Source organism: Micromonospora sp. NBC_00421 (assembly GCF_036017915.1).
GTDB lineage: Bacteria > Actinomycetota > Actinomycetes > Mycobacteriales > Micromonosporaceae > Micromonospora.
This window is the reverse complement of sequence record NZ_CP107929.1, coordinates 2,882,712-2,903,808: the sequence shown is the minus strand read 5'-3', so window position 1 is coordinate 2,903,808 and position 21,097 is coordinate 2,882,712. Positions and strand designations below refer to the sequence as shown.

The window sequence follows — 21,097 nt, the reverse complement described above, 5'->3', positions numbered from 1 at the left end:
CACACGTCCCGCACAGGTCAGCTCGTCGTGCAGGTGAGGTTCGTCGGCGCGTTGTTGGTGCCGCCCACGGTGCCGATGAAGCCGAAGGTGGTGGAGGCGCCGGCTGCCAGCGCCCCGTTGTAGTCGACGTTCTTCACCGTCACGTTCGCGCCGCTCTGGGTGTGCGAGCCACCCCAGATCTGGCTGATGGTCTGACCGTTGGTGAACGTCCAGGACACCGTCCAGCCGCGGATCGCGGTCGCGCCGGCGGTCACGGTGACCTCGGCCTGGAAACCACCCGACCACGAACCCGTCACCGCGTACGTCGCCCGGGCGCCCGAGGGCGCGGGGGAGCTGGTGGTCGGGGCCGGGGTCGTCGGCGTCGGGGTCGGCGTCGTGGGGACGGGGGTGGGCGTGGCGGTGGGGGTGGACGTGGGAGTGGGGGTGGGAGTGGCGGTCAGGGTCGGGGTCGGCGTGACGCCGGGGCGGGCCGCCCGGTAGGTGTGACCGGCGCGGACGGCGAACTGGACGACGTCGGTCTCCGGTCGGGTGGTGGTCGGTGCGCTGCCGTCGGTGACGTCGGCCAGGGTGAAGCTGCCGGTGAACAGCCGGGACCGCAGCCGCAGCGTGCCGTCGCGGTCGGCACGGATCCCGATCTCGTCGGCCTGACCGTTGCTCCAGGCCACGCCGATGGTGTAGCCGCCGCGCCCCCGCAGGCCGGCGACCTGGCCGGTGGGCCAGGCGCTCGGCAGCGCGGGCAGCACGTTCAACTCGCCGGTGTGGCTGTGCAGCAGCATCTCGGCGATGCCGGAGGTGGCGCCGAAGTTGCCGTCGATCTGGAACGGCGGGTGCAGGTCGAACATGTTCGGCGCGAGCCGGTCGGTGCGTACCAGGTCGCGCAGGAGCTTGTGGGCGCGGGCGCCGTCCTCCAGCCGGGCCCAGAAGTTGATCTTCCAGGCGAGGGACCAGCCGGTGCCGTCGTCGCCCCGCAGCTCCAGGGTCTTGCGGGCGGCCTCGTACAGCGCCGGGGTGCCCCGCTTGGTGATCTGGTTGCTGGGGTGCAGGCCGTACAGGTGGGAGACGTGCCTGTGGTTCCGCTCGGTCTCGACCCAGTCGGCAAGCCACTCCTGGACGTTGCCGCGCGAACCGACGCGGCTCGGGGGCAGCCGGTCCTTGGCGGTGCGTACCTGCGACCGGAAGGTGGTGTCCACCCCGAGCGTCTCGCTGGCCCGGGCCGCGGCGTCGAACAGGTCCCGCAGGATCTGGTTGTCCATCGTCGGGCCGGCGCAGACGCTGGCGTTCGCGTGGTGCGGCAGCTCCGGCGAGTTCGACGGGTTCGTCACCAGGTAGCCCAGCGACGGGTGGGCGACCAACGTGTCGAGGAAGAACTGGGCGGCGCCCTTGAGGGCCGGGTAGTTGGCCTGGAGGAAGCCCAGGTCGCCGGTGAACAGGTAGTGGTCCCAGATCAGGGTGCCCAGCCAGGCCCCACCGGTCTGCCACATGCCCCACAGCGCCCCGTCGACCACCGACGCGCCCCGCCAGGCGTCGGTGTTGTGGTGGGTGACCCAGCCACCGGCGCCGTACTGCGCCTGGGCGACCCGCGCCCCGGTCACCGTCAGGTCCTTGACCATGTCGAAGACCGGCGAGAAGCACTCCGACAGGTTCGTCGTGTCGGCCGGCCAGTAGTTCATCGGCAGGTTGGCGTTGATGGTGTACTTCGAGTCCCAGGAGGGCGACAACGAGTCGTTCCAGATGCCCTGGAGGTTGGCCGGCTGGGTGCCCGGCCGCGAGGAGGAGATCAGCAGGTACCGCCCGAACTGGAACAGCAGCGCGGCGAACTGCGGGTCGTTGGTGCTCGCGTGCTGCGCGATCCGTACGTCGGTCGTCTGGTCGGCCGCGGCCGTACGCCCCAGGTTGATGCTCACCCGGTTGAACAGCGCCTGGTAGTCGGCGAGATGCCGGCTGCGCAACTGCTCGATGGCAACGCTCTTGGCGGCGTTGAGCCGGGTCCGGGCGATGCCCTGGTAGTCGCCGTTGACGGTGCGGTAGTTGACGTAGCTGGAGCCGATGGAGATCAGGATGGTCACACTGGTGGCCCCGGACACCCGCAGCGTGCCGCCGGAACTGCTGACCGTGCCCCCGGTCGCGGCGGCGTTGGCCAGGGCCAGGAACCGCACCGAGCCGTTGACCCCCTCCTGGCTACCGGAGATGCCGTCCAGCCCGATGGTGGCGGCGTCCGGGCTCGACACGGTGGTGCGCTGCGGGCTGTCGAAGGTGGCGGAGAACGTGATCGAGTTGGCCCGGTCGGCGGTCAACCGGACCACGATCACCTGGTCGGGCGCGCTGGCGAAGACCTCCCGCTGGTGCCGTACGCCGTTCAGTACGTAGCTCGTGGTGACCGTGGCGGTGGTGAGGTCCAGGGTCCGGGTGTACTGCGACACCCCGCTGGCCGAGCCGAAGGCGAGCCGGAGATTGCCCACCGTCTGGTAGGCGAGCTGACCTCCCGGGGTGCCCATCATGGTCTGGTTGATCAGGTCCTGCGCCGAGGTCCACTGGTCGGCGAAGACCCGCCGCCGGATCTCGGCCAGGTTGGCCGCGCCCCGGGTGTTTGCCGAGTCGTACGGGCCGCCGGCCCAGACGGTGTCCTCGTTGAGCTGGAGCCGTTCGGTGTCGACGTTGCCGAACACCATCGCGCCGAGCCGGCCGTTGCCGATCGGCAGGGCGCGGAGCCAGTCGGTGCCGGCCCCCTCGTCGTACCACAGGGCCAGGTCGTTCGCGGCCAGCACCTGCGGTGGCGCCGCCGCGTCGGCGTGGGCGGTCGCGCTCCAGGCGACCGGCACCAGCGCGGCACCGGCCCCCGCCGCCCCGGCCTTGAGGACGTTCCTTCGGGTCACTTCAGACATGGTCTCTCCCAGCGGTGCGGATCGGGACGGGTGCAGGTGAAGCCGAACGTCGTGGACGCGCCGGCGGCCGGAGTGCCGTTCCGTGCCTCCTGTCGGTGGGACGGCCCGGCGGGTCGGACGACATCAGGGCAGGGTGGGGCGACCGTCGCCGTAGATCCGCGATCGGGGACCCCACCGATCGCCCCGGCCCGAACCGGTGTTTCGATCAGCCAATAACGGAGACGCCGCTGTTAGCGTTAACAGGTATGGCCCCGCGCACCCTGACGTCGGCATCCGTGGATGCCACGACGGCGCGTCGAGCTCCCGGCGGCGCGCCGTCTCGCCTTATATGGACTCTCGTGGATTCCGGAGGCCCCGTCAAGATATGACGGCCATGTTGCGCGGATGTTCCTCGCCGGATCCGCGCGCCCCTGCCGGCGTCTCCTGCTCGCGCTCCGGCGGGTCCGGGTGGAGGACCTTGAACCCCGGGGGAACCTTCCGTAGCATCCAGGGTCGCGGAGTGTTATCGCAAACATTCTCGGTTGGTGCGTTGTCCTGCAGGATGCGGGCACCGTCCAATGTGGTCGACGACCGCCAGGGAGGTGACACCCGGTGCCCGCCGGACCGTCCTACCGCAATCCGGTCGTCCCCGGTTTCCATCCCGACCCGAGTGTCTGCCGGGTGGGTGCGGACTACTACCTCGTCTGCTCCAGCTTCGAGTACTTTCCCGGCGTACCCCTGTTGCACAGCCGTGACCTGGTCAACTGGCGGCAGATCGGCAACGTCCTCGACCGACCCGACCAACTGGATCTGCCCTCGGACACCGTGGCGTCCGGGGGCGTCTTCGCGCCTACCCTGCGCCACCACGACGGCCGGTTCTGGCTGATCACCACCGACGTCAGCCGGGGCCGGCACCTCATCGTCACCGCACCGGCACCCACCGGCCCGTGGTCGGCGCCGGTCTATCTCGACCTGCCCCACGTCGACCCCTCGCTGGCCTGGGACGACGACGGCGACTGCTGGCTGACCACCTCCGGGGTGGACGCCTACCGGATCGACCCGGACAAGGGGGAGGTGCTGGAGGGCCCGATCCGGCTGTGGTCGGGTACCGGCGGTCAGTACCCCGAGGCACCGCACCTCTACCGGATCGACGACTGGTGGTACCTGCTGCTCTCCGAGGGTGGCACGCACACCGGCCACGCCGTCTCCGTGGCCCGGTCGCGCAGCCCGCGCGGCCCGTTCACGCCCGCCCCGGCCAACCCGATCCTCACCCATCGGGGCAGCGACCTGCCCGTGCAGGCCACCGGGCACGCCGACCTGGTCCAAGCGGTCGACGGCAGTTGGTGGCTGGTGCTGCTCGGCATCCGGGCCAGGGGGCAGTGGCCGCCCTACCACGTCCTCGGCCGCGAGACCTTCCTCGCCCCGGTGCGCTGGGTCGACGGTTGGCCGGTCGTCGACCCGGTCCGGGAGCTCACCGCCGCGCCCGCCGGCAGCGCCCCGGCCGGTGCCGCCCCGGCCGACCCCGGTGCCTACCACGACGACTTCGACACGACGGTCCTGGCACCCGAGTGGATCTCGCCGCGCGGTCGACCCGACGATTCCTGGTCGCTGACCGCCCGGCCGGGCTGGCTCACCCTGCACGCCACGGGCACGACCCTCGACCTCGCCGGCGCGACGATCGTGGCGCTGCGGCAGCGGCACCACGACTGCCGGACCAGCATCCGGGTGGACCCGGGCGGCGGCACCGCCGGGCTCACCGTCCGGATCGACGAGGCGCACCACTACGACCTGGAGGTGGTGGCCGGCACGGTCCGGGTCGTCGGCCGGGTCGGGCCGTTCCGGCAGGTCTTCGCCTCCCGCGCCGTGCCGGACGGCCCGCTGGTCCTGACGATCGCCACCCGCACCCACGACATCTTTCCGCCGACCGTGACCTCCGCCGCCGAGTTGGCAGCCGGGACCGCACCCCGGGGGGTACGCGCCGCCGGCTGCGACATGATCACGTTCGAGGTGGCCGGCCCGGCCGGCCCCGTAGTGCTGGCCGAACTCGACGGGCGCTACCTCTCCACCGAGGTCGCCGCAGGCTTCACCGGCCGGGTCATCGGCATGTACGTCACCGAGGGCAGTGCCGCGTTCGACTGGTTCGGCTATCGACCGGTGACCGCTCCACCGGACTGAACACGCTCCCGCCGGCCCCACCACCCCGGCCCCCACCAACCCACGGTCCCGCCGGTTCGGCGATGCGCCGCGCCACGCCGGGGATAAACTTGATTTGTTCCAGAACAGCGGACTATGGTCGTGCCATGACGGCCGACCTCGAGGCGCAACTGCGGGCGGTCTCGCTGCGCGTCACGCGGCCCCGACTGGCCGTGCTCGCCGCGCTGCGTGACCACCCGCACGTCGACACCGACACGGTGATCGCGCTGGTCCGGGCGGGCCTTCCCGCGGTCTCCCACCAGGCGGTCTACGACGTGCTGCGGGCGCTCACCGAGGCCGGCCTGGTGCGGCGCATCCAGCCGGGCCGGTCGCCCGCCCGCTACGAGACGCGGGTCGGGGACAACCACCACCACGTCGTGTGCCGCTCCTGCGGTGCGATAGCCGACGTCGACTGCGCCGTCGGCCATGTTCCCTGTCTCACCGCCTCGGACGACCACGGTTTCGTGGTCGACGAGGCGGAGGTCGTCTACTGGGGCACCTGCCCCGACTGTGCGACCGACCGCACCTCCCAGTGATCCACCAGTTCGGAAGGAAGTACATGAGCGACACCCAGGACAACGCCGCCGCCAGTGCACAGGGCGTGGACCAGAAGGCGGCGGCCGGCTGCCCGGTCGCGCACGACTCGGTGACCGCGCAGGGCAGCGAGAGCGAGAACCCGGCGATCGACTCGCCGAAGCCGAAGACCGGAGGGCGTCCGCGCACCAACCGGGACTGGTGGCCCAACCAGCTCGACCTCTCGGTCCTGCACGCCCACTCGGCCAAGGGCAACCCGCTGGGGGAGGACTTCAGCTACGCGAAGGAGTTCGCCAAGCTCGACGTCGAGGCTCTCAAGCGGGACATCACCACGGTCCTCACCACCTCGCAGGACTGGTGGCCGGCCGACTTCGGCCACTACGGCGGCCTGATGATCCGGATGAGCTGGCACGCCGCCGGCACCTACCGGATCGAGGACGGCCGCGGTGGCGCCGGCGACGGCGGGCAGCGGTTCGCGCCGCTCAACAGCTGGCCCGACAACGCCAACCTGGACAAGGCCCGCCGGCTGCTCTGGCCGGTCAAGCAGAAGTACGGCCAGCAGATCTCCTGGGCCGACCTGCTCGTGCTCGCCGGCAACGTCGCCCTGGAGTCGATGGGCTTCAAGACCTTCGGCTTCGGCTTCGGCCGGCAGGACGTCTGGGAGCCGGAGGAGATCTTCTGGGGCCCGGAGGACACCTGGCTCGGTGACGAGCGTTACGCCTCCGAGAGCGAGATGTCGGCCGGCGTCGGTGCGACCGAGATGGGCCTCATCTACGTCAACCCGGAGGGCCCCCGCGGCAACGCGGACCCGCTGGCGGCGGCGCACTTCATCCGGGAGACCTTCCGCCGGATGGCGATGAACGACGAGGAGACCGTCGCCCTCATCGCCGGTGGCCACACCTTCGGCAAGACCCACGGCGCCGGCATCGCCGACGACCACGTCGGCCCCGAGCCCGAGGGCGCCCCGCTGGAGGCCCAGGGCCTGGGCTGGCTGAGCACCCACGGCAGCGGCAAGGGCGGTGACACGATCACCAGCGGTCTGGAGGTGACCTGGACCGACCGGCCGACGCAGTGGAGCAACCGCTTCTTCGAGATCCTCTTCGGCTACGAGTGGGAGCTGACCACCAGCCCCGGCGGGGCGAAGCAGTGGGTCGCCAAGGACGCCGAGGCGATCATCCCGGACGCCCACGACCCGGCGAAGAAGCACAAGCCGACCATGCTCACCACCGACCTGTCGCTGCGCGTCGACCCGGCGTACGAGAAGATCTCGCGCCGCTTCCTGGAGCACCCGGACGAGTTCGCGCTGGCGTTTGCCAAGGCCTGGTACAAGCTGCTGCACCGGGACATGGGCCCGGTCAGCCGGTTCCTCGGGCCGTGGGTCGCCGAGCCCCAGTTGTGGCAGGACCCGGTGCCGGCCGTCGACCACGAGCTGGTGTCCGACGCCGACGTCGCCGCCCTCAAGGCGAAGGTCCTCGACGCCGGCCTGACCACCGCGCAGCTGGTCTCCACCGCGTGGGCCTCGGCCGCGAGCTTCCGGCACACCGACAAGCGCGGCGGCGCCAACGGCGCCCGGATCCGCCTCGAACCCCAGCGCAACTGGGAGGTCAACCAGCCCGAGCAGCTCGCGACGGTGCTGACGACCCTGGAGGAGATCCAGCGGGAGTTCAACGCTGCCGGTGGCGCACAGATCTCCCTCGCGGACCTGATCGTGCTGGCCGGTTCGGCGGCGGTCGAGAAGGCGGCCCGCGAAGCGGGCGTCGAGGTGACCGTGCCGTTCCACCCGGGGCGTACCGACGCCTCGCAGGAGGAGACGGACGTCGAGTCCTTCGCGGTGATGGAGCCGCGCGCCGACGGGTTCCGCAACTACCTGCGTCCGGGTGAGAAGACCCAGCCGGAGGTGCTGCTCGTCGACCGGGCGTACATGCTCAACCTGACCGCGCCGGAGATGACCGTCCTGGTAGGCGGACTGCGTGCCCTCGGCAACAACGTGGGTGGCGCGTCGCACGGTGTCCTCACCGACCGGCCCGGCGTGCTCACCAACGACTTCTTCGCCAACCTGCTCTCCCCGGGCACCCGGTGGCGGGCGTCGGAGTCCGACGAGCACGTCTACGAGATCCGGGACCTGGCCACCGACGAGGTGAAGTGGACCGCCACCGCGGTCGACCTGATCTTCGGTTCCAACTCCCAGCTGCGTGCCCTCGCCGAGGTCTACGCCAGCCAGGACGCGGGCGCCAAGTTCGTGACCGATTTCGTGTCGGCCTGGACCAAGGTCATGGAGCTGGACCGCTTCGACCTGTCCTGATCCGACCTGCCCACGACGGACCCCGGTCGAGCACCGCTCGGCCGGGGTTCGGCCGTCTCCGCGGGCGGCGAGCGGCCGGCGGACCGCACCGGCATGCCACCGTCGACGAGGTCCGGGCGAAAAAAATGCGTACCACGTAATATTGCGTGCCGCGCACATTCTGCTACGCTCCTCTCATGAGCGGGCTACGCGAGCGCAAGAAGGCGGAGACCCGGGCGGCGTTGAGTTGGGCGGCCATCCGGTTGACGGTGACCCGGGGTTTCGACAACGTCCTGGTAGAGGAGATCGCCCAGGCCGCGGGCGTGTCCCCGCGCACGTTCAACAACTACTTCTCCAGCAAGGCCGAGGCGATCGCCTTCCGGCACCTCGACCGCAGTCGGCGGGTGGCCGAGGCCCTGCGCCGACGGCCGGCCGACGAACCACTCTGGGCGGCGCTGACCGAGGCGACGCTGACCCGGTTCGCCCCCGGCCCCGAGGTCGCGCAGGCGCCGCCGAGCCCGCACGCAGAGTGGGTCGACGGGCTCGCGGTGATGCTGGCCGAGCCGGCGTTGCAGGGTGAGATGCTTCGCGCGAGCGCGATCGCCGAGGCCGACCTGGCCGCAGCCGTCGCCGAACGCACCGGCACCGACCCTGAGCGCGATCTGTATCCCCAGCTAGTGGCGGCCAGCGTGATCGCGGCCGTGAACGCGGCGATCCGGCACTTCCTCCGCGCCGATCCGCCCGTGGCGATGGAGCGGTTGCTCCCCGACGCGCTGACCCAACTCGCGGCCGGTCTGCCGGCCTCCACACCGCCGGCCCCCACACCGCCGGCCCCCACACCGCCGGCCCCCACACCGCCGGCCCCCACACCGCGCTGACCCGCTCACTCTGGACTGTCCCGGTCCGCCCTGGGTCGCCTCCCTCCTGACCGCGCACCCTGGAACATCCTCGGCACCCGCGCCGACCGGCCGCTGCGCGCCGTCCTCGCGCGCGACTCGCCGCGTCCGCCGGCACCTCGTCGGGGGTCCTGCCCTTCCACGGTCCGCTGCCACCTCGGCGGACGGGTCGACCGTGCCCTCGAAAGGATCTTGCCATGATTGATGTATTAATCGTCGGCGCCGGCCCGAACGGCCTCATGCTCGCCGTCGAGCTGGCCCTGGCCGGCATCCGACCGGTCGTGTGCGAGCGGCTGTCGGCACCCACCACCGAGCAGCGCGCCAACGGGCTGGTCGGTCAGGTAGTCCGGATGCTCGACCGGCGCGGGCTGTACCACCGCCTCGTCGACGATCCGGCCCCGCCGCAACCCTCGCCCGGGTTCGTCTTCGGGGCGCTGCCGCTGGACCTTCGGGCAGTGCCGGACAATCCGCTCCATCTGCTCCAGGCCCCGCAGGCCCACCTTGAGCGGGTGCTCGCCGAGCGGGCCGCCGAGCTGGGCGTGCAGGTGCGTCGTGGGCACGAGGTGACCGGGCTGACCCAGGGGGCCGACGAGGTTCGGGTCGAGCTCTCCGACGGTACGACGCTGAGCTGCCGGTACCTCGTCGGCGCGGACGGGGGGCACAGCGTCGTTCGCCGGCTGGTCGAGATCGGCTTCCCCGGGGTGTCCACGGATCGCGCGGTCTCCCGCACCGCCCACGTCGGCCTGCCGGCGGAGCTGATCGACGTGTCGACAGGCGGCCTCGCGATCCCCGGGTACGGCACCGTCGCGCCGTTCCGGCACACCCGCACCGAGCACGGCCTGATCGTCTGGGCGCCGTTCACCGGCCGCCCACCGGGCCTGACCACTATCGAATGGCCCGAGTCGACGGAGTTCGACGGCCCGCTGACCCTCGCCGAGATGCGGGCCAGTGTGGCCCGGGTGCTCGGCGTCGACGTACCGATCGCGCCACCGGCCGGCGCGGGGCCGCACCTGCTGCGCCGCCTGGTGGGAGGCAACACCCGCCTCGCCGAGCGGTACCGCGTCGGTCGGGTGCTGCTGCTCGGCGACGCCGCCCACGTGCACTCCTCGATCGGCGGCCCCGGGCTCAACCTCGGGTTGCAGGACGCGGTGAACCTCGGCTGGAAGTTGGCGGCACAGCTGCAAGGCTGGGCTCCGGACGGTTTGCTGGACTCGTACGAGACGGAACGCCGCCCGGTGGCCCGGCGGGTGACCATGTCGACCCAGGCCCAGTCGGCGCTGATCGCCCCGGGCAGCGAGGTCACCGCGTTGCGCGTGCTCCTCGGTGAACTGCTCGACAAGCCGGCGAACGCCGCCCACGTGGCCAACCTGCTGGCCGGCGCGGACGCCCACTACGAGATGGGGGGACCGGGCGGGCCGCTGGTCGGCCGCTGGGCACCCGACCTGGTGCTGCACACCGACGCCGGCCCGGTACGACTGGCCGAGCTGACCTGCTCCGCCCGTGCGCTGCTGCTCGACCCCACCGGCACCCTCGCCCGGCTGGCCGAGCCGTGGCGGGACCGGGTCGACGTGTACACAGGGCAGCTCGACCCGGGTGGAGGGCGGACCGACCCCGGTACCGGGCAGGTCGACGGGGGCACGCCGACCGCCCTGCTGCTGCGTCCCGACTGCTACGTGGCCTGGCAGTCGACACCGGACGGATCGGACGGATCGGACGGCGACCGGTTGCGGGAAGCGCTCACCCGCTGGTTCGGTCGACCACGGCCCGACCGGCCCTGACGGTCGGCCATGCTCCGACCGGCCCTGACGGTCGGCCACGCCCAGACCGGCCCTGACGGCCGACGACGGCCGGCCCGGCGGGAGACGCCGGGCCGGCCCGCCTGAGGCGCGGCGTCAGTCCCGCTGGATGACCATGCCGGCGCCGACGGTGCGGTTGGTGGCCTCGTCGATGATGATGAAGCCGCCGGTGGTGCGGTTGCGGTGGTAGTCGTCCACCAGCAACGGCACGGTGGTGCGCAGCCGGATCCGGCCGATCTCGTTGAGCCCGAGTTCGGTGCTGGCCTCGTCGCGGTGCAGGGTGTTGATGTCGAGGCGGTAGTGCAGCTCGCGGACGATGGCGCGGGCGGAGCGGGTGGTGTGCTTGATGGCGTACCTGCCGCCGACACGCAGCGGGTTGGTCTCGTCCATCCAGCAGACCATCGCCTCGATGTCCTGGGAGACGGTGGGGGCGTTGTTGGGTCGGCAGATCATGTCGCCGCGGGAGATGTCGATCTCGTCGGCGAGGCGGACGGTGACCGACATCGGGGGGAACGCCTCGTCGACCGGCCCGTCGGCGGTCTCGACCGCGCTGATCCGGCTGGTGAAGCCGGACGGCAGCACCATCACCTCGTCGCCGGGCTTGAGCACCCCGGAGGCGACCTGACCGGCGTAGCCCCGGTAGTCGGTCACCGTGGTCGACTGCGGCCGGATCACGTACTGCACCGGGAACCGCACGTCGACCAGGTTCCGGTCCGAGGCGATGTGCACGTGCTCCAGGTGGTGCAGCAGCGACGGCCCCTCGTACCAGGGCATGTTCTCCGACCGGGAGGCGATGTTGTCGCCCTGCAACGCCGACACCGGCACCACGGCGAGGTCGGGGACGTCGAGTTTCGCCGCGAAGGCGGTGAACTCGTCGGCGATCCGCTCGAACACCTCCTGGGAGAAGTCCACCAGGTCCATCTTGTTGACGCACAGCACCAGGTGCGGCACCCGCAGCAGCGAACACAGGAACGCGTGCCGCCGCGACTGCTCCACCAGCCCCTTACGCGCGTCCACAAGCACCAGGGTGAGGTCGGCGGTGGACGCCCCGGTGACCATGTTGCGGGTGTACTGGGTGTGCCCGGGGGTGTCGGCGATGATGAACTTCCGCCGGGGGGTGGCGAAGTACCGGTACGCCACGTCGATGGTGATGCCCTGCTCCCGCTCGGCCCGCAGACCGTCGGTGAGCAACGCCAGGTTGGTGTACTCGTCACCCCGCGCCGCGCTGACCGCCTCCACCGCGGCCAACTGGTCGGTGAACAGGGATTTGGTGTCGTAGAGCAGTCGACCGATCAACGTCGACTTGCCGTCGTCCACACTGCCCGCGGTCGCGAACCGGAGCAGGTCCATCGGTCGGGCCTCGGTCGGGGATCCGGCCGGTGCCAGCATGTCGGTGCTCATCAGAAGTACCCCTCCCGCTTACGGTCCTCCATGGCGGCCTCGCTGACCCGGTCGTCACCCCGGGTCGCGCCCCGCTCGGTGATCCGCGTCGCGGCCACCTCCTCGATCACCCGCTCCACCGTGTCCGCGTCCGACCGCACCGCCGCCGTACAGGAGGCGTCTCCCACCGTGCGGTACCGCACCCGGGCGGTGAACGGCTCCTCACCCGCGCGGGGCGAGAAGAACTCGTTCACCGCGTAGAACATGCCGTCACGCTCCACCACCTCGCGGTCGTGCGCGTAGTAGATCGACGGCAACGGCACCCGCTCCCGCGCGATGTAGTGCCAGATGTCCAACTCGGTCCAGTTCGACAACGGGAACACCCGGATCGACTCACCCGGATGACGCCGCCCGTTGTACAACGACCACAACTCCGGCCGCTGGTTCTTCGGATCCCACTGCCCGAACTCGTCCCGGAACGAGAACACCCGCTCCTTCGCCCGCGCCTTCTCCTCGTCCCGCCGCGCCCCACCGAACAACGCGTCGAACCGGTGCTTCTCCACCGCGTCCAACAACACAGGCGTCTGGATCCGGTTGCGCATCCCGTCACCGGACTCCCGGACCAGGCCCCGGGTCAGCGCCTCCGGCACGCTCGCCACGATCAGGTGCAGATCCAGCTCGGTGACCCGTTGGTCGCGGTAGGCGAGCACCTCGGGGAAGTTGTGCCCGGTGTCCACGTGCATCACCGGGAACGGCACGTTGGCCGGCGCGAACGCCTTCTGCGCCAACCGCAACATCACGATCGAGTCCTTGCCACCGGAGAAGAGCAGGACCGGCCGCTCCATCTCGGCGACCACCTCACGCATCACGAAGATGCTCTCCGCCTCCAACTCGTCGAGCTGGGAGACCTGGTACGCAGCCGGTTCGCTGCTCATCGCGGGTCCTTTCCGGGGTGGGGGACGGGGGAGCCGGACGGGACCGCCGTGCCGGCCAGTTGCCGCCGCAGCGCGGCGAGCAGCGGTGCGGCCAGTTCGTCGCGGCAGACCAGCAGGTCCGGCAGGCGTGGATCCGCCTCGTTGTAGGTCAGCGGGGAGCCGTCGATGCGGGACGCGTGCAGCCCGGCGGCCGTGGCCACCGCGACCGGCGCGGCGGAGTCCCACTCGTACTGGCCGCCGGCGTGGATGTACGCGTCCACGTCACCGGTCACCACCGCCGCGATCTTCGCCCCCGCCGAGCCCATCGGCACCAGCTCGGCGCCCACCTCCTGCGCCAGTTCGGCCAGGAAGGCAGGGGGACGGCTGCGGCTGGCCGCCAGTCGGATCACCCCGCCGGGCGCGGCCGGCGGCGGGGCGGGGACGTCGGTGGCCAGCACCCGGTGCTGCGCCGGCAACCCGACCGCCCCGGCCACCAGCCCGTGCGGGGTCGCCGCGTCGCGCGCCCAGAGCGCCACGTGCACGGCCCAGTCGGTGCGCCCCTCCTCGGAGAACTCCCGGGTGCCGTCCAACGGGTCGATGATCCACACCCGGTCGGCGGTCCGCCGGGACACCCCGTCTCCGGTGTCGACCAGCCGGGAGCCCTCGTCCTCCTCGGACAGCACCGCGTCGGCCGGCCGCCACCGGGCCAGCTCGGCCCGCAGGAGGTCGTGCGACGCCCGGTCCCCGGCCGCCTTCAGCGCGGCGGGATCGGCGTGGCCGTGGCTGGCGCGTACCCGCAGCAGCAGCTCTCCGGCGAGGCGGGCGAGCCGGCGGGCGAGCGCCGGGTCGGATTCGGCGGTGGTGGGGTCTGCCATGGCTACTCCTCGACCGGTCGGGGGCGGGGTCGGTGCAGGGGCGCGGGCGGTCACTGGATCGCCCGACGGCCGAAACAGCGGACGCTGACCCAGGTGAGCACGACGGCCACCCCGGTCAGCACGGTCAGGCACACCCACGCCGGCAGGTGCGGTACGCCGGGCAGCAACGCCCCGCGCACCCCCTCCGAGACGTACGTCATCGGGTTGAGCGCGGTGACCGCCTGGTACCACGGCACCGACGACAGCCGGGGCCACGGGTAGTGGATGCAGCCGGTCCAGATGATCGGGGTGAGGATCACCGAGAAGGTGACGTTGATCCGCTGCACCGGCAGGGTGGTGGCCAGGCTCATCCCGATCGCCCCGCCGATCCACGCCCCGAGCAGCGCCACCACCATGGCCAGCGGCAACCCCGCCGGCCGCCACGGCGCGGAGCCGACCATCAGCGCCCCGAGCGGGTAGATCAGCACGGCCGCGAGCAACCCCCGGATGGTGGCGATCACCAGCTTGCCGATCGCGACGTACCCGGTCGGCAGCGGCGCCATCAGCCGGTCCTCGATCTCCATGGTGAAACCGAACTCCTTCACCAGCGGCAGGGCCACGCTCTGCAACGCGGTGGTGAGGGCGGCCAGCGCGATGATGCCGGGCAGGAAGACGTCGGCGAAGCCCCGCCCGACGAGGCCCTGGCTGCCGAGGACGGTGTCGAAGACGAAGAGCATGAACAGCGGGGTCAGCCCGACCTGCACCAGGATGATCCAGAGTTCCCGGCCGGTGACCATCAGGTCGCGGCGCAGCACCGCGGCGAACACCCGCCCGGTCCCGGGGCGGGGGCGCGGCGCGGTCGTCGTACGCTGCGGGGTCGGGGTGTCGAGAGCGGTCACCGCGGTTGCCTTCCGGTGAGTTCGATGAAGACGTCCTCCAGGCTGGGTTCGCCGATGTCGACCGCGTTGATCGCCGCCGACCGGGCGGCGAGCACTGTCACCGCCGGGCCGAGCATGATGGCGGGATCGCCTGCCAGGTGCAGCCGGATGCGCAGCCGGCCGCGACCGCCGTTGCCCGCCGCGCCGCCGCCACGCCCGAGCAGTCCCGCGCCGGCCAGCGCGGCCAGCCGGCCGGCACCGGCGCGTCCACCGCCGGCCCCGGCGGCGAGCGCGGCCAGCATCCCGGCGCCGCCCGCCCCGCCGCCGCCCGCCCCGACACCGGCCAGCCCGGCCCCGCCGCCACCGGGTCGCCACCCGGCCGGCACGGTCGGCGCCGCCAACCGCTCCGCCTTGCGTACGCCGGTCAGCTCGCCGAGGGCGGCGCAGAGCGCGTCGGGGTCGTCCCCGCCGGCCGGGGTGACCGTGAGGTCGAGCAGCGCGTCCCCGGCCAGGCCCCGGACCAGGTTGGTAGGGGTGTCGAGGGTGAGCAGCCGACCGTGGTCGACGATGCCGACCCGGTCGACCACCCGGGCCGCCTCGTTCATCGCGTGGGTGGTCAGCACGATCGCCACCCCCCTTTGGCGCAGCTCACGGAGCTGCCCCCAGATCAGCAGGCGGGTCTGCGGGTCGAGGGCGTTGGTCGGCTCGTCGAGGAAGAGCACCGCGGGCTCGTGGGCCAGCGCGCGGGCGATCATCAACCGTTGCGCCATCCCGCCCGAGTACGCCTCGATCCGCCGGTCCGCCCGGTCGGTGAGGCCGAACCGTTCCAGCAGCTCCGCGGCGCGGGCCTGTGCCTCCCGTCGTCGTACCCCGTGGTAGGTGGCGTGGTAGACCAGGTTCTGCCGGGGGGTCAGCGCCCGGTCGAGGTTGTTGTGCTGGGGCACCACGGCCAGTTGGGCGCGGGCGGCGGCCGGGTCCCGGCCCACGTCGACCCCGCCGACCAGGGCTCGGCCGCCGGTGGCCCGCAGCCGGGTGGTCAGGATGCCGACGGTGGTGGACTTGCCGGCCCCGTTCGGCCCGAACAGTCCGAAGATCTCGCCCGGCGCGACGGTGAACGACAGCCCGTCGACCGCGTTGGTGTCGGTGCGGGGGTAGCGCTTGACGAGGTCGTGGACCTCGACCACTGCCGGCCCGTCTCTGCTGGGCATCTCAACTCCTGTCCTGGGGGTGCGGGTGCCGGCGGCCGGCGACGGTCAGCCGCCGCTGGGCTTGGGGTGGGCGGCGAAGAACCGCCAGATGGTGTCGGTGGCGTTCAGCGCGGTGGAGGGCGGATCGAGGTCGAGCAGCTTCTCCGCCCGGGGCGGGTTGGGCCGGCCGCCGGGCCACTGGTGTCCGGCGTCGGCGACGGTGATCAGCTCGACGGCGCGGCCCTGGGCGCAGCTCGCCGTCGCCCGGGTGACCGGCCCGTCGGTGGTCACCTTCGGTGCGCCGCAGGAGTCGACGGTCCGCCACCGGGCGGCGAGCTCGGGGGTGGGCGGGCCGTCGATCTTCACCGGATTGCGCCCGGTGCCGCCGTTGTCCCGGCGGCCGGGGCCGCCGCCGTACGGCATGGTCTGGTCCTGTCGACCGTGGATGTGCAGCACCGAGACCGGTTTCGGGTCGGGGCACTGCCCGGTCAGGGTGCTCGCCACCGCACCGATCGCGGCGAAGGTCGTCGTGTCGCAGACCAGCTTGTACGCCAGCAGCCCGCCGTTGGAGATCCCGGTGACGTACCGGCGGGCCGGGTCGACCGGCAGCTCCCGGCCGACGGTGGCGACCAGTTCGGTGACGAAGGCGACGTCGTCGACGCCGTCCCGGGCAGGTGCCCCGCAGCACTGCGGGCCGACCGCCCAGGCCCGGTTCAGCCCGTCCGGGAACAGCACCAGGAAGCCGTCCCGGTCGGCCTGGCCCGTCCAGCCGTACGCCTGCTCGGCCTGCTCGCCGGTGCCGGCCGCGCCATGCAGCATCACCACCAGCGGGACGGGCCCGCTGAGGTCGGCCGAGGCGGGCCGGTAGAGCCGGTAGCTGCGTTCCCGACCGTCCACCGTGACGGTGTGCGTGGAGCTGCCGACGGGGATGTCGGGTGCCGGCCGCGCCCCGCCGCTGGCGGGGGTGCTGGCCGCCGGACCGGACCCGTCCCCGTCGGGCGCGGATTCCCGGCGGTCGGGACTGCACCCGGCGGCGGTGGTCAGGGCGACGAGCAGCGTGAGCGTCCCGGCGAGCCGGGCGGCCGACCGGCAGCGGTTCCGCCCGACTTCAGAGTGGAAAACGGTAAAAGGCATCATAACTAGTACTTTCGCCGGGGAATGTTCGAGCAACGTCAGGGACACACCAGGATTCGGCAAACGGGCACGGACCGTCCGGTCCCCGGCCCTCCGGCGGGGGACAGCCCGCCCGACGGGAGTGGGGTGCCGGCCCGGCGACGACGCTGTCACCGGGCCGGTGCCCCCGATCTCAGTAGCCCCGGAGCCGGATCAGTTCCCAACCACCCTCGGGGACGTCGTCGGTCGGGTCGGCCCGCAGGTTCATCGGGTTCGCCATCCCCAGGTAGAGGGTGGGACCGTCGGCGACCATGTTGCGGATTCCGTAGTTCAGGTAGTTGCCCAGCCCGGTCTTGTCGACAGTCGTCGCCGCCTTCGTCGGTGACGGGAAGGCGTACAGGTCACCGCCGTAGACCGCCTCGGGCAGGGCACTGGCCCGCAGCCCGGCCGCCGCCATCGGGGCCTCGGCCAGATCGTCCGCCAGCTCCGGCGACAGGCCCAGCTCGGCGGCGGTCTCCTTGCCCAGCTCCTTGGCCAGGTAACTCCAGTCCATCGTGCCGACGTACAGCTTCCCGCCGGCGACCACCATCTTCCAGGTGTAGTTGTTGTACGGGTTGCCGAAACCGGCCGGCCCGAACTTCGGCGTCTGGTGCGTCGACTGCAACGCCCAGGCCCCGGCCCCACCGTTGGCCGCCGGGTCGTACGCGGGCAGTTCCGTCGAGCCGTAGAGCAGGTCGACCTTCTGGAACTGGGAGCCGAAGTTGCGGCCCCGGTAGATGCTGATCGACCGCTGGGTGTTCTGGATGGTGGCCTGCGCCGCCGCCTCGTCCGCAGGAGGGTACGTCGCCATGTGCACAGTGGTCGCCTTCATCGGCACGTGCATCGTGCCCCAGTAGAGGAAGCCGCCGTAGGAGGCCAGGCCGCCCAGGGCGTACGCCCGGGCCACCACCGGGTCCGGCTCGTACGCCGACACGTTCCACACCTGCTGCCAGCCGTCGGCGTCCTCGGGGTTGAGCCCCGGAGCACCCGACGCGAGCAGCGGGCTCATCCAGACCGCGGCGATGCTCGGCGGCGGGGGCGCGGAACCGGCGGTCGGACCGGCCAGCTCGGCGTCCGAACCCGGCCAGGTGGTGACGAAGAGCCGCCCCTGGTGGACGGTGAGATCGGCGGCCTGCGCCGGCAGGTTCGCCACCACCGTGAACGCGAACGGGTCGGACTTGCTGCCCGTCCAGCGCAGCACGTTGCCGCGCTCACCGCCGTTGGCGCCGACGCCCACCCCGGCGTACAGCGCGTCACCGGCCACCGTGAAGTGCCTGATGTTGCCGTACATGGGGAAGTTGCGTGAGCCGAGGAACGCGCCGGTGTCGGTGTCGAACGCGAACAGGTTGACGCTGGTGCCCAGCGCCGGGCCGCCCAGCAGCGCCACCCCGTTGAAGTTGCCCGCCGCCCGGATGCCGGCCGTGGTCTGCAACCGGTTGGCGTCGTCGGTGGAGGCCGCCTTCACCAGGTCGGTCTTCTCGGTCAGCTTGTTGGCCCGGGTGTCGTAGGTGTAGAGGCGCGGCTGACGGTGGTCACCGAGGATGGCCGGCAACTGCGGGTTGCGCTTGGCGACCTGGCTCTCGCCGTACTCGCAGACCCAGTCGTCGTTCACGGTCGGCGTGGTGTTGCGCAGGGCCCGTCCGCTGGTCAGACAGTTGACGTTGGCTCCGGTGCCGAACCACAGCGTCTTGCCGACCCGGGTCATCCCCCACAGGTACGCCTGGTTCACCTTGGTCTTGCCCTCGGCGCACGGCGGGCCGGCCGGGTACGGCAACCCGATCCCGGCGAAGCACTCGTCCGGCTGGGCCTTGGCGAGCAGCTGCGGGCTGCTCTGGTGCGTGCCGGCCGCGTCGGCGGCGTCCAACGGCGCGCTGAGCGCCGCCGAAGGAGCCACCAGCACGGGCCCGAGTCCGAGTACGGCGACGACGGTCATCAACCGTCGCGCGGAGATCCGGAGTGGATTCAACTGTCTCTCTTTCTAGGGAAGGGGGACACCCGCCCCGGTTTCGGGCGGGAGGGACACACAGGGACCGCTCAGACGGCGGCGGGCAGCTTCCGGGGCGCCGGGGCGACCACCCGTGACGCCATCCGCTCGGCCCATCCGGACGGGTCGGGGAAGTCCAGGAACCGGCCGAGGCCGGTCAGCTCGGCGACCGGGTCGGCGACCAGGTCCTCGTACGACATCCGCAGCAGGTGCTCCGGGGGCACGTCCCGCAGCGCCTGGTCGGCCTGGCTGCTCATGAACGCGCACAGTCCGAGGTAGCGGCGCAGGTCCTGGCCGCGCTCGCGCAACGCGTCGGCGGTCAGCCGGTCCGGCAGGTACGGCTGGAGGTCCTCCGGCACCGACTGGTCGGCACCGACCCGGAACGGGTCCAGGCCGCACCGGCCGAGGAACTCCACCCGCAACTGGATGAGCTGGAACGACGAGTGCCGGCTCATCGACCGGGCGGTGTCCTCCCAGTTGCGGGTCAGGTAGACGACCTTGCAGTCCGGGAAGCCCCGCAGCAGGTAGGGCGCGACGTGGCTGGAGCCGCCGGAGCGTTCCACCCACCGGGTCTTGCCGGTGAGCACGGCGAGCAGGTCCAGGAAGTCGTGGTGGTGCTGGGCCACCGTCTGGGTGCGGAACTGCGGCACCCGTGCGGCGAGCTGGTCGAACAACGCGTCCGGGTCGGCGGTGAGCTTGGACAGGGTGATCGCCAGGATCCGGGGCAGCTCGGTCAGCCGGTCGGCCCACCTGCCGGTCGCCGGGTAGCGCACCTCCTTCGGCGGCAACCCGATCCGGAACAGCGTGGACAGCTCCGCCTTGGGGCTGGCCAGCACCGCCCAGTACTCGTCGCCGGTGAGCACCTCGGCGCTGCGTGCCCACGGCGCCACCGACATGAAGAACTCCTGGGCCGACAGGGTGTCCGGCTCCTCGTGGATCAGGTCGGACAGCAGCGTGGAGCCGCACCGACCGTTGCTGATGATGATCGACCGGCCGGTGATCGGGGTGTCCATCGGAAGACCTCCTGCGTGTCGCGTCGTCATGCGGTGGTGGGTTGGGCCACGTCGAGCGAGCAGTCCTCGGCGAGCCAGGCGAAGACCAGCCGGCGGATCTCCTCCGGTCGGTCGATCAGCACCGTGTGCTTCTGGTCGGGCAGCACCGCGACCCGGGTCTGCGGCAGCAGTCCGCGTACCGCCGGGGCCAGTTCCACCACCGCCGAGTCGCCGCCGTAGAGGCAGAGCACCGGGCAGCCGATCGCGGCCAGCGCCCCGGCCGTCGGCAGCGGGCTCGCCGGCAACTCCTGCGCCAGGCTGGTGTCGGTGAGCATCCGCTGCGTCTCGGCGGCCCGTTGGGCGGCGACCCGGCCGCGCCGGGCCCCGATCTCGGTGACCGCCCCGGCCCGGGGCAGCCGGGCGGCGACCCGGGCGAGCCGCTCGCGGACCCGGCGCATCCACTCCGGCGTCGGCGGCGCGGACTCCACGGTCACGATGCCGGCCACCCGGTCGGGGTGCCGGGCGGCGTAACCGAACGCGATGGTCCCGCCGAACGAGTTGCCGAGCAGCAGCAGGGGACCGGTGACGTCCAGGGCGGTCAGCAGCGCCGCCAGGTCGTCGACGAAGTCGTCCAGGGCGTACCCGGTGGCGGGACGCTCACTACGCCCGTGGCCGCGCAGGTCGTACAGGACGGTCGGGAAACCGGCCCGGGACAGCGGATCGGCCAGGGTGAAGTACCAGCTCGCCATGGTGTCCGAGGCCATCCCGTGGATCAGCACGGCGGTCGGCGTCGGCCCGGTCCGGCCGTCGGCGGCCGGACCGGGGGGATCGAGCCGCTGCGTGTGCAGGGTGATCCCGTTCGCCCGGACCATGCTCACCGGCTGCCCGCCCCGACCTCGTCGGCCTGCCCCAACGACTCGGCGATGTGCGCGACGAGCTGCCCCACCTTCAACTCCCGGACGGTGTCCAGGTCCAGCTTGGCGACGAAGTGGGCGAAGTTGACCGTGTCGCCGTAGCGGGCCTGGAGCCGGCCGGCGAGCGCGACGACGTCGATGCTCTCCATCCCCAGGTCGTCGGAGAAGGTGGTGTCCATCGTGACCGTCTGGTCGTCCGCGAAGTCGCCCAGCACGGTGTCGATCATCTCGGTGAGTTCGGCGAGGATGGTGTCCTGGGCCGCGGGCATGGTCGTTGCTCC

General features: G+C 72.0%; 16 protein-coding genes. 5 read left to right on the top strand and 11 right to left on the bottom strand.

What is annotated here, in order from left to right:
* Positions 1-17 precede the first annotated feature (17 nt).
* Positions 18-2,882: a glycosyl hydrolase family 95 catalytic domain-containing protein gene (locus OHQ87_RS12480; protein WP_328348022.1), complete on the bottom strand. Its 2,865-nt coding sequence runs from the start codon at positions 2,880-2,882 to the stop codon at positions 18-20.
* A 591-nt stretch (positions 2,883-3,473) separates the two neighbouring features.
* On the opposite strand from OHQ87_RS12480, the gene OHQ87_RS12475 reads away from it, so the two are divergent.
* The 5 genes from OHQ87_RS12475 (at position 3,474) to OHQ87_RS12455 (ending at position 10,543) form a co-directional block, all read left to right on the top strand.
* The gene (locus OHQ87_RS12475) at positions 3,474-5,036 is read left to right on the top strand and encodes a glycoside hydrolase family 43 protein (protein WP_328348020.1); all 1,563 of its coding nucleotides are present in this window, start codon (positions 3,474-3,476) and stop codon (positions 5,034-5,036) included.
* A gap of 125 nt (positions 5,037-5,161) precedes the next feature.
* Positions 5,162-5,590, top strand: coding sequence for a Fur family transcriptional regulator (locus OHQ87_RS12470; protein ID WP_328348018.1), 429 nt, complete (start codon positions 5,162-5,164; stop codon positions 5,588-5,590).
* A 23-nt stretch (positions 5,591-5,613) separates the two neighbouring features.
* Positions 5,614-7,890: a catalase/peroxidase HPI gene (gene katG / locus OHQ87_RS12465; protein WP_328348016.1), complete on the top strand. Its 2,277-nt coding sequence runs from the start codon at positions 5,614-5,616 to the stop codon at positions 7,888-7,890.
* A 176-nt stretch (positions 7,891-8,066) separates the two neighbouring features.
* Positions 8,067-8,747 (top strand): acyl-CoA-like ligand-binding transcription factor, encoded by a 681-nt coding sequence (locus OHQ87_RS12460; protein WP_328348014.1) that lies wholly within the window; start codon positions 8,067-8,069, stop codon positions 8,745-8,747.
* A 215-nt stretch (positions 8,748-8,962) separates the two neighbouring features.
* A complete protein-coding gene (locus OHQ87_RS12455; RefSeq protein ID WP_328348012.1) occupies positions 8,963-10,543 on the top strand; it encodes an FAD-dependent monooxygenase in 1,581 nt (526 codons plus the stop codon).
* A gap of 114 nt (positions 10,544-10,657) precedes the next feature.
* Here the strand turns inward: OHQ87_RS12455 and OHQ87_RS12450 are convergent, their stop codons facing one another.
* The 10 genes from OHQ87_RS12450 to OHQ87_RS12405 form a co-directional block, all read right to left on the bottom strand.
* Positions 10,658-11,962: a sulfate adenylyltransferase subunit 1 gene (locus OHQ87_RS12450; RefSeq protein WP_328348011.1), complete on the bottom strand. Its 1,305-nt coding sequence runs from the start codon at positions 11,960-11,962 to the stop codon at positions 10,658-10,660.
* The gene (gene cysD / locus OHQ87_RS12445; protein WP_328348009.1) at positions 11,962-12,876 is read right to left on the bottom strand and encodes a sulfate adenylyltransferase subunit CysD; all 915 of its coding nucleotides are present in this window, start codon (positions 12,874-12,876) and stop codon (positions 11,962-11,964) included. Before cysD ends, OHQ87_RS12450 begins: the two co-directional genes overlap by 1 nt.
* On the bottom strand, positions 12,873-13,730 hold the full coding sequence (locus OHQ87_RS12440; protein WP_328348007.1) for a 3'(2'),5'-bisphosphate nucleotidase CysQ: 858 nt from the start codon (positions 13,728-13,730) through the stop codon (positions 12,873-12,875). Before OHQ87_RS12440 ends, cysD begins: the two co-directional genes overlap by 4 nt.
* A 50-nt stretch (positions 13,731-13,780) precedes the next feature.
* Positions 13,781-14,608: an ABC transporter permease gene (locus OHQ87_RS12435; protein ID WP_328348005.1), complete on the bottom strand. Its 828-nt coding sequence runs from the start codon at positions 14,606-14,608 to the stop codon at positions 13,781-13,783.
* Positions 14,605-15,795 carry an ABC transporter ATP-binding protein gene (locus OHQ87_RS12430; RefSeq protein WP_328348003.1) on the bottom strand — a complete coding sequence of 397 codons (1,191 nt, stop codon included), beginning with the start codon at positions 15,793-15,795 and terminating at the stop codon, positions 14,605-14,607. The genes OHQ87_RS12435 and OHQ87_RS12430 overlap by 4 nt, the downstream gene beginning before the upstream one ends.
* Positions 15,796-15,840: 45 nt before the next feature.
* Entirely contained in the window at positions 15,841-16,908 is a 1,068-nt protein-coding gene (locus OHQ87_RS12425; RefSeq protein ID WP_328348001.1) for an extracellular catalytic domain type 1 short-chain-length polyhydroxyalkanoate depolymerase, read from the bottom strand.
* A gap of 172 nt (positions 16,909-17,080) precedes the next feature.
* Positions 17,081-18,892 (bottom strand): hypothetical protein, encoded by a 1,812-nt coding sequence (locus OHQ87_RS12420; RefSeq protein ID WP_328347999.1) that lies wholly within the window; start codon positions 18,890-18,892, stop codon positions 17,081-17,083.
* Between the two features lie 68 nt (positions 18,893-18,960).
* Entirely contained in the window at positions 18,961-19,923 is a 963-nt protein-coding gene (locus OHQ87_RS12415) for a sulfotransferase (RefSeq protein WP_328347997.1), read from the bottom strand.
* A gap of 26 nt (positions 19,924-19,949) precedes the next feature.
* A complete protein-coding gene (locus OHQ87_RS12410; protein ID WP_328348827.1) occupies positions 19,950-20,774 on the bottom strand; it encodes an alpha/beta fold hydrolase in 825 nt (274 codons plus the stop codon).
* 2 nt (positions 20,775-20,776) lie between these two features.
* Positions 20,777-21,085, bottom strand: coding sequence for an acyl carrier protein (locus OHQ87_RS12405; RefSeq protein WP_328347995.1), 309 nt, complete (start codon positions 21,083-21,085; stop codon positions 20,777-20,779).
* Between the last annotated feature and the right edge of the window lie 12 nt (positions 21,086-21,097).